The 9,675-nt window shown below is 43.3% G+C and carries 6 protein-coding genes; 2 read left to right on the top strand and 4 right to left on the bottom strand.

The features are described from left to right. Window positions 1-444: 444 nt before the first annotated feature. Both Q0K03_RS05960 and Q0K03_RS05955 read right to left on the bottom strand, forming a co-directional pair. Window positions 445-3,540 carry an exodeoxyribonuclease V subunit beta gene (locus tag Q0K03_RS05960; RefSeq protein WP_297238751.1) on the bottom strand — a complete coding sequence of 1,032 codons (3,096 nt, stop codon included), beginning with the start codon at window positions 3,538-3,540 and terminating at the stop codon, window positions 445-447. After that, complete coding sequence (locus tag Q0K03_RS05955) at window positions 3,530-6,085, bottom strand: PD-(D/E)XK nuclease family protein (protein ID WP_297238749.1); 2,556 nt, start codon at window positions 6,083-6,085, stop codon at window positions 3,530-3,532. The genes Q0K03_RS05960 and Q0K03_RS05955 overlap by 11 nt, the downstream gene beginning before the upstream one ends. Window positions 6,086-6,148: 63 nt before the next feature. On the opposite strand from Q0K03_RS05955, the gene Q0K03_RS05950 reads away from it, so the two are divergent. Both Q0K03_RS05950 and Q0K03_RS05945 read left to right on the top strand, forming a co-directional pair. Continuing rightward, a complete protein-coding gene (locus Q0K03_RS05950; RefSeq protein ID WP_297238747.1) occupies window positions 6,149-7,651 on the top strand; it encodes an ATP-binding protein in 1,503 nt (500 codons plus the stop codon). Continuing rightward, window positions 7,644-8,351, top strand: coding sequence for a response regulator transcription factor (locus Q0K03_RS05945; protein ID WP_297238745.1), 708 nt, complete (start codon window positions 7,644-7,646; stop codon window positions 8,349-8,351). Before Q0K03_RS05950 ends, Q0K03_RS05945 begins: the two co-directional genes overlap by 8 nt. On the opposite strand, the gene Q0K03_RS05940 is transcribed toward Q0K03_RS05945, so the two are convergent. Further along, on the bottom strand, window positions 8,346-8,903 hold the full coding sequence (locus Q0K03_RS05940) for a chromate transporter (protein ID WP_297238743.1): 558 nt from the start codon (window positions 8,901-8,903) through the stop codon (window positions 8,346-8,348). The genes Q0K03_RS05945 and Q0K03_RS05940 overlap by 6 nt on opposite strands. Further along, entirely contained in the window at window positions 8,900-9,451 is a 552-nt protein-coding gene (locus Q0K03_RS05935; protein ID WP_297238741.1) for a chromate transporter, read from the bottom strand. The genes Q0K03_RS05940 and Q0K03_RS05935 overlap by 4 nt, the downstream gene beginning before the upstream one ends. Window positions 9,452-9,675 lie beyond the last annotated feature (224 nt).

Below are 9,675 nucleotides of genomic sequence, written 5' to 3'. Positions count from 1 at the left end.
GTCTGGATTTCAACGGTCTTGTTCAGTACTTCCAATCGTTTCTTATTAACATCATAGTCTTGGATCATATAGTCTTTTAGTATGGAAATTACTCATTTTCTGAATGCAGTGGCTCTTTTCGAACTTGTCAGAATTTCCGACAAGTTGCATTTTCTTGCAGTTCATTTTCATCATAAATATTGGCAATATGTTCAACGATATTTGTTCTTGAGGAGTCAAAAAGTTGAGCCATCTGTTGTTGAGTCAGCCATACGGTATCTTCATCCGAGTAACTCTAACTTATAACTCTAGTTCACCATTATTAAAATAACGATATCATTTTCATTGTTTCATCTCCTTTTTTGGGGTACTGGATTTGACAGTGTAGAAAAGGTAGGTTTGAATGATTTTCAAAATGGTTCGTACTATGTAAAAAGGATGCCTTGCGGCATCCCAGCATGGGTTCTATTGAATAGGAATCATCTTTTGTTTATAGAAAGAATAGATCCAGGTTTCAATGGGTTTGGATTCAATTTTTGATAAAGAATTTTTATAGGTGACTAACTGTTCCTTATACGTTTCAATGAATTCTTCATCGGTTTCTAAATGATCCGTTTTAAAGTCCAGGATCACGATCTTATCTTCCATAAAGCTGACCAGGTCCATAAAACCATGGATCAGACTGTTTTCTTCCTTGATCAGATACGGACATTCAAACTGATGCGCATGCGACATGCACTGTCTGTATAACGGATCCTGGTTGAGCGAAGTGATCTGTTCTATGTCGGTATCCCTAAAAGGATACTGATGCGCCTGGCCAAAGTCTTTTAGATCGGCTGGCTGATAAGGAAAAGAAAGACTAGCTACAGCTTCGTGGAACAGCGTTCCTCGCCTGGCCCCCTTTGATCCTTTTAAGTCCGGCTTTTTCCATTTTATCTTTTCTTTGGCCATGGAAGCCGTTTTGGTAGAAATCGTATAAACAGGAAGTTCATAGACTTTTTTGGGTTCCGGTTTTTGTGAGATCCTCTTCGTTTCCGGACGCTTATAGTAGGTGTTGTCCCTTTCAAAACGGATGAGATCACTTTGACTGTGATAATACGTATAAAACAGCCAGCTTGTATAGCTTTGTCTTTTTAAAAGCGTATACAAGGATAAAGTGTCATTATAGCTGGAAGCACTCTTGATAGAGTCAACGATGATCAGTTCCTTTTCCGCTCTTGTGGTGGCCACATAGAATACACGCATCTCCTCCTGCAAGTCATCCTGCATTTTTTTGGTTTTGATCGCAATCATATCTTTGCCTGGATAGCGGACGTTTCCATACGGATCGATCTGTCCCAAAGCCAGCCCCAGCGTATCATCGATCAAAACAGGCTGATTGTCGTAATGGTTTTTTGTCTCGTGCTGTGAATAGATATAGACCACCGGAAACTGGAGGCCTTTAGAATGGTGCATGGTCTTGATCGATACAACATCGGCGTCCTTGCCATAAGGGTACGCTTCGCCCAAACGATCGAGCTTAGCGGCGTTGTTGTGCTGATCAAGAAAAGCCAGAGGGTCCAAAGGATCGTCGGCCTGACTGGCCAGCTGCAAGAACAGGTCGAGGTTGATCTTGTCCTGGGCGGTTGTATGAAGCATATAAAAATCATTTTTCGCATAGATCTTGCGGATCTGATCGCACAAAGGATCCTTTCTCCAGGTTCGCATTTCCTTGAAAGAATCCATAAATGGTTCTTCTTTGATCGTATCAAATAGAGAAGCGCCTTTTTCCTTGTGGATACACGCTTGGGCCAGTGCATCGGTACTAACGCTGACCAGCGGAGAAAACAGTAAGCTGCACAAGGCGATGTCATCGGTTGGATCCTGGATGGCTTTTAAACAAGCCATGGTAATCTGTACGCTGTGATTGGTGTAGAAACCATGATCGATCTCGGCAAGCACAGGAATCTGATACGCTTCCAGAGCCTTTTTGATCTTTTCCTGCGGTGTATGGCTTCTTGTCAGGATACAGATATCTTTATAAGGAATCCCTTGTTCATGGTGTTTTAAAATGTCCTGGGCGATCATATCCAGACGCAGTTCGTTACATAAAGAACGAGCCGACTGGGCATTTTCCTCTTCCTGCTGGCTGAATGTTTCGTATTCGTTGTATAGAAAGCGAACCGGATACTGTTTCTGTTCTTTTTGCCGGTTGGTTCCGGCCATTGCGATATCTTTTTGTTCAAACTGTCGTTCCATTCCTGAAACATTCATGATTTTTTCATAGAAGTCATTATTGAAACGAATGATGGAGTCATTGGATCGATAGTTTTCATTCAAGATCAAAACACAGGAGTGTTCATCCTGAGAATTCATATGGTTTTTCATGATCTCTGGTTTGGCATAGCGGAAACCATAGATGCTTTGTTTGATATCGCCTACGCGAAAGACGTTGTCTTTGCGCGCAAAACAGGCAAGAATGCTTTCCTGAAGATCGTTGGTGTCCTGGAATTCATCCACCAGGATCATCTGATATTTTTCTTTTACTTCTTTGGCAATGTCTTCCTGGCACAAAAGCTGATAGGCAAAATGTTCCATATCGCCAAAATCAAGCACTTCTTTTTCTTTTTTGAGTTGGGCATAGTATTTCTGGGTCAAAAGAGCCAGCTGACAGAAAAGTTTTTTTCTTTGTTTAGAATCCGCTTTTTCCTTTTCAAAGACTTCAAAAGGAAATAAGACATCCCCAATCTTCTTTTCGAGCTCTTTGAAAGCTTTGTTTTCTTTACTGGTATCGATGTCATCGTATTTATTCTTTAAACGAGGCGTCGTTGTGATATAAAACAGAAAATCACGGCGAAAGCTTTCATAATCGTTGTCTTTTAGATCTTCCAGACACTGTTGAAGCTTTTCTTCCTTTTCTTCGACACCTTCAGGAAACTCTTCCAGCACCATAAGCATGGATTCAATGATCTGTTTAAAATAAGTGATAAACCAGGTCTCGATTTCGCTAGAATCTTCCTGGTATAAAGAAGTGATCCATGTCTTTGGATCTGGTTTTGCCCAGGCAGTGTTGATCAAGTTCTGGATGTATTTTTCCTGATCGGTGATCGATTTGGAGTAATCCGAAAAGAAGCTGTCCAGATCCGCCAGGTCTTTGGCATTGATGGATTCTCTTGCCTTCTGGTAAGCTTCATGAAAAACCAGAGCGGTCGCACTGGTTTCAATGGATTTGGCCATCTTATACGAGATGGGGATGCGGTAATAGTATTGTTGCACGATTCCTAAACAAAAACTGTCGATGGTACAGATGCTGGCATCTTCTAATAAGGCCAGCTGTTCCTGGATGTAGGGATCGTCTTTTTCCTTTTCCAGGGAGATCTTCAAACGAGTCTTCATCTCCATGGCTGCATCGTTGGTAAACGTCATGGCCAAAATGGAATCGATCGAAATCTTGTCTTTTAGAACGAGCTGGCAAAGACGTTCGACCAAAACGCTGGTCTTCCCGCTTCCGGCACTGGCGAAAACCAATACGTTCTTGTCACGAATGTCGATGGCTTGTTGCTGGACAGGACTAAATCGCATGATCTTCCTCCTTTTCTAAGCGGTTTGTTTTCTTAACTTCTATGGCACTTTGCCGGCAGATCTCTTTATAGGCACAATAGTCGCAGGCAAACGCATTGTGTTCTGGCGTGATGTTTCCACTTTGGATATCCTCTAAAAGGGAAAACAAAACGGTTTTCCATTCTTCTTTGATCTGCGTGTATTCCGGCTGTTCTTTTTTACGGGCAAAGCGGCCTTTTTCATCACAGTAGATCGAGAGATCCTGAAACTCCAGCCCATTGAATTTTTTGACAGGGAGGATATCGGTAAACTCTGTCTCCATGATCTCCGGTATCTTCTTTTTGTAGCTGATCTTGATGGCTCCAGTACTTTCCGGCGTTGTTTTCAAAGAAATATAGAAGCAGCCATAAGGAAGATGTCCGCTCATTTTTTCATAGGCAATCGTATATGTGATCAGCTGCAGGGCACATCCGGTGTGGAAATCCTGGATCGAGATATCTTTATCGGAGCTCTTATAGTCAAAGATCACAAAGGCACTTTTATAAAGGTCGATCCGGTCGATATATCCATAAAGATGCACCGGGGTTCCTTCCCAATTCAATGACATGGAAAGAGCGTATTCCTGCTCATGGGTCTGCATATGCCAGTTGGCCTCAAATTGGGAAAGCTGACGGAGCACTTTTTTCATCTTGATTAAAAAGCTTTGGCTCTGGGCTTCAAAAAGCGCGGCATTTTGCGGATACATTTTCATCACAAAGGAAAACTCTTCCCGGATCAAGGAAAGCAACTGGTCTTCATGGACATGGGGATAATCTTTTCCATGTTCCCGGATCAATCGTTCCAGAATGTGATGATAGATCGATCCCTGGATCCGGATATCCATCAAGTCTTGTTTTTCCTGAAGATGAAGTCCATAACGCAAAAAATGCTGAAGGGGACAGCGCGCAAAAGATTCCAGCTGGGAGATGGAACCGCTGAATGTATTCTCTTTAAAAAACAGACTGCGGGCATTTTCTTTGGATAAAGAAAAGAGCGGAGCTTCATAGATCGAAGGATCTTGAACATCCTGAAATTCGGGTTCTTTTCCTAACCAGGCTTCCAGTTCATGGCTGGATGGATTCTCTTTTCCGTCATAGTTGGATTCAGGAAGGAGAATGTAGAGCTGTTGAGGAAGAGAAAGTGTATGGAACAACTGTTCTTTCTGAAGGGCCAGACGTTCTTTTAAAGACGGCAGCTTCAGTTTGGAACAATAGGTTTCATCATAGATACCTCGATGCATGGCATAGTTGGGAAATGCCTTGGCATGCGCATTGGTCAGAAATACGACATCGCGGCAAGGCGTGATCTCGTTGCGGTTGATGATCAAAACCCCCTGCAGGGTATCAGGTCTTGTGTTTTGTGCCAGGGAGTCGGTCATATCGATCAAAAACGCCAGATCTTCTTTTGTCTGCACCTTGTCTAAAATCAAGGCCAGAGTGTTCTGAATCGTATAGAAGGCTTTCTGATTTTCCAAAGTGGGTGTATTGACCTTCTGCAAGGTGAGTAAGATCTCTTCCATATCCTGGATGGACCAGTGAAGCATATCTTTGTGTTCATTGAGCCATTCCAGGGTCCATTTGACTTTGTCTTTGATCTTTTGATAGCGGTATTCATTCAGGATCTGGTTTTCCTGATATCTTTCGGGTAAATGATCTTCCATTTTTTCCAATAGGAAAGGAAACTGCTTCAATACAGCGGTTAGGGTTTCGCTTTCGGTTTTAAAACAAGCTTCTGTCAGGGCAATAAAATGTTCTGTATCTTTGTGATAGATCCATTCCAGACACGCTTTGAACTGCGTGATCATGGAAGAATGAGGCATTTCGGATAAAAAAGTATACGGGATCTGATGATAATCAAAGATCTGTTCCAGAACTTGTTTCTGGCTGGCATCCTCAGTGACAACACAGACATCCTGGGCATCGTATTGTCTTTTTAAGATCGTATCGGCAATCACCTGAGCTTGTTTGCGGGCGTTGGCACAAGACCAGTACGATAGCGAAGGTTTCTTTTCACTGGTCAAAAGAGCGGCACCGTTTTTGATAAGGAAAGAGACCCATAGTTGTTCTTCCAGAGAAAACTCATGGTCCAAAATCGATACATCAGAAGCATCGATGGTTTGTGTCAGGATCGCTGGGATCTGTTTTTCCTTGATGTCCAGATCATCTAAAAGTGTAAGGACTTCTTTTAAAGCTTTTTCTTTCTGGGTGGCTTGCGGAAGATCCTTTGAGGAAAGGCCGTACGTTTTGATATACCGCAAAAACTGCAGAGTGTCTCGAATAAAATCAAAGCTGTTCTTGCTGAGGGCAAACACATTGTCTTGAGACAGGGGATGCAGTCTTTCAAGCATTTCAAACCAAAGAACACATTCTTCCTTTTCGGTATTCGAAAAAAAGCGCTGGATGTAAGAAGACAGGCTTAGCACCTGAAGATCTCGATTGTTTCCTTTTTGGCGGTAGATCTCTTCATACACCAGTAGATGAAGAGAGGCCGGGGCAATAATGATGCCGCTTTCTGGTAGTTTCAACATACTGATATTCTATCATAGAATCCAAGGGTATATATATAATCTGATTTTTGATAAAATGAAGGCATGAATAAATTTCTTTTATCCCATCAAAGCATTATATCCGATTTAGGAATGACATTTTTGATGCTGGTGATCGTCAGCGGGATCGCCAGCTTGTTTTACCGGCTGAACCTGGCCGATGCCACGATCATTCTTCTCTATTTGTTAGGGGCCATGGTTCTGGCGCTCTTTATCAAACGAAGAGTTTTCGGGATCTTGTTTTCGCTGGTCAGCGTGCTGACGTTCAATTACTTGTTTACGTATCCGCGGTTTACGTTTCATTCGTATGACCGAAATCATCTGGCGACCTTTCTGATCTTGTTTATCGCTTCGCTTTTAGCCAGTGCTTTGGCTGCCAAGCTCAAAGAAAGCGCCCGAGCTTCCCGGCAGGATGCTTACAGCACACAGATTTTATTGAATGCCAGTCAGCAGCTTGCCAAAGCCAAAGACGCCAAACAAGCTTACTATTGTGCCGCCATGCAGTTAAACAAACTGACAGAGGCGGGCATCCTGATCTATCCTTATAGCCAGGATCAGTTAAAAGAGCCCATCGTATACGGCATGCTTACACAGGAAATGTATGATCAGAATGTGGAGAAGGTCTTAAAGAAGGGCGCGTATGCGGGCCTTGTTGATTTTTCAAATCGAGTGTATGTTCCCATCCATCTGGACGATAAGATTTTTGGGATTGCGGGGATTGAAATCGAAAAGAAAAAACTGGGAACTCTGGAAGAGAATATCATTCTTTCCATACTGGGAGAAACCAGCATGGCTTTGGAAAATCTTGAAAGTCTGATGGCCAAACAAAAAGCCGATATGAAGGCGGAAAAAGAACGGCTTCGTTTTGATTTGCTGCGGATGATCTCTCACGATCTAAGAACACCGCTTACCTCGATCTACGGCAATGCACAAAATCTTCTGCAGGCCGAGGACAGTATCGATCCGGCCAACAAGAAGCAGATCTATACAGATATCTATGAGGATTCAAAATGGCTGATCGACCTGGTGGAAAACCTCTTGGCGATCACCCGGCTGGATCAGGACAATCTGGATCTGCATTTTGAAGAAGAGATCGTTGAAGATGTGATCGAGGAAGCAATCGCCCGTGTTGATTCGCATAAAAGAGAGCATGTGATCGAGATCGAGGAATCCGAAGAAATCTTGACGGCTCGCATGGATGCCCGTCTGATCGTACAGGTGCTTGTCAATCTTATCAACAATGCCATCAAGTATACGCCTTCCGGCAGCCATATCCATATCCAGACCCAAAAGAAAGAGGGATGGGTTCTGGTGTCGGTTGGCGATGATGGACCGGGCATTTCGGATGCGATGAAGGAACATGTTTTTGAAATGTTTTATACGGGAAACAAAGCGGTCATGGATTCACGGCGAAGTCTGGGATTGGGCTTAGCTTTGTGTAAAAGTGTGATCGAAGCTCATGGCGGTACGTTATCGGTCAAAGACAATATACCGCACGGGGCCGTTTTTACCTTTAGTCTACCAACAGGAGGGATACACAATGAATAAGATGAAAATATTGGTTGTCGAGGATGATATTTCGGTAAAGAATCTGATCTTAACGACCTTAAAAGCGCACGATTATCAGTATTTATACGCCCAAAACGGAAAGGAAGCCATTATGGAGGCTTCCAGTCACAATCCGGATGTGATCTTACTGGATCTGGGACTCCCGGATATGGATGGAATCGAGATCATCCGTAAAGTCAGGACCTGGTCCAATATGCCGATCATTGTCATCAGTGCACGCAGTGAAGATTCGGATAAGATCGAAGCTCTGGATGCCGGAGCGGACGACTATTTGACCAAGCCGTTTTCCATTGAGGAACTGTTGGCTCGTTTACGTGTGGTCCAGCGGCGTTTAAGTGTGGTCCAGAGTGCCCGGGAAGAAATGTCTTTTTTTACCAACGGCGATCTCCGTATCGATTATGCTGCCGGTGTGGCCTATTTGAAAAAAGAGCCGCTGCATCTGACGCCGATCGAATATAAGCTTTTGTGCCTGCTTGCCAGAAACATGGGCAAGGTCTTGACGCATAAATACATCACACAGGAAATATGGGGAACCAGCTGGGAGACCGATATTGCCTCTTTGCGTGTATTCATGGCGACGTTGCGAAGAAAAATCGAGCCAAAAGGCTCGAAGAATCGGTATATACAGACACACATCGGTGTCGGGTATCGAATGATGAAAGTCGATTGTGATCTATAGTCCCAATAAGATCCCCAGTCCTGCACATAAACAGATCAGCAGGATCGGATGGATCTTTTTATATACTTTTGAAAAGATAAAGATAGCGACAAATAAAATAAAATTCAATGGTTCAAAGGTCTTGAAAGTAATGCTTCCCTGAAAGAGCACTTCGATCAAGATCCCGATCCCGGCGCTGGCAATCATGGAGACCACGGCTGGACGAAGTCCGTAGAAGATGTGATCGACCAGTTTGGAGTCGCGGAATTTCTTTAAAAACTGGGCAATGATGCAGATGACGATGATGCTGGGAGCTACCAGGGCCAGGGTGGTCACAATACCGCCTAAGATCGATCCGCCGGTTGAAATATAGCCGACATAAGTGGCCATATTGACACCCATGGCTCCTGGGGTGGATTCGCTGATGGCAATCATGTTCATCAACATGGTCTGATCAAACCAGCCATAGTTGTCGATCATGGCATACAGGAAAGGAATCGTAGCCAGACCTCCGCCTAAGGCAAACAATCCGGTCTTGAAGAATTCGATGATCAGTGAGATCCATATACTCATGACTGAACACCTCGTTTCGCTTTAAGGCTTTGGATCAAAACGCCAAAGGCCCCAGACAATATAACGACCCATACCGTGGATAAAACGGAAAAGTAAGTCAGTATCAGGGCCACGATAAAGATCAGGATCCCGATCTTATCTTTGATCCCGGATTTGGCCATTTTTAAAACGGCGTTGAGCACCAGAACGCAGACCGCAATGCGGATACCGGCCAGACCGTGCTGAACGATCTCGATATCGGCAAAGTTCTGCAGCACAGAGGCAATGATCAAAATAATGAGGATGCTTGGGGCAACGATACCTAAAGTTGCGATAATTCCGCCAAGGATCCCTTTCTTATAATATCCGATAAACGTTGCGGTATTAACGGCAATGATCCCCGGGGTACATTGTCCCACCGCAAAATAGTCCATCAGTTCTTCTTCGGTGGCCCAGTGTTTGTTCTCTACGATCTCTTTTTGAAGAAGAGGAAGCATGGCATACCCGCCTCCAAAGGTAAAGGCACCCAGCTTAAAAAATGTCGTGAATAATTCTATATAGGTTTTCATGGGATTAATTATATACAAAAGATCAAAGATTTCTCAACCGAAAGTTTAGGAAAACAAATGAGAATCCTCGTCAATTCAATGGCCGAGTACTCCACTTAGGCTTATCTCTTAATACGTTTCATAATTTTGGAGCCTGACTTTTTTAGAAACTCTTATATTTATCATATAAATTAGAAAAGACATATGATAAAAATTACAAAAAATATACCGATGGTAAAATAAAC

The sequence above is a fragment of the uncultured Faecalicoccus sp. genome, from assembly GCF_944327125.1.
Taxonomy (GTDB): domain Bacteria; phylum Bacillota_I; class Bacilli_A; order Erysipelotrichales; family Erysipelotrichaceae; genus Faecalicoccus.
Note: the sequence above shows the minus strand (reverse complement) of the source record. Positions and strands in the feature narration are given on the sequence as shown.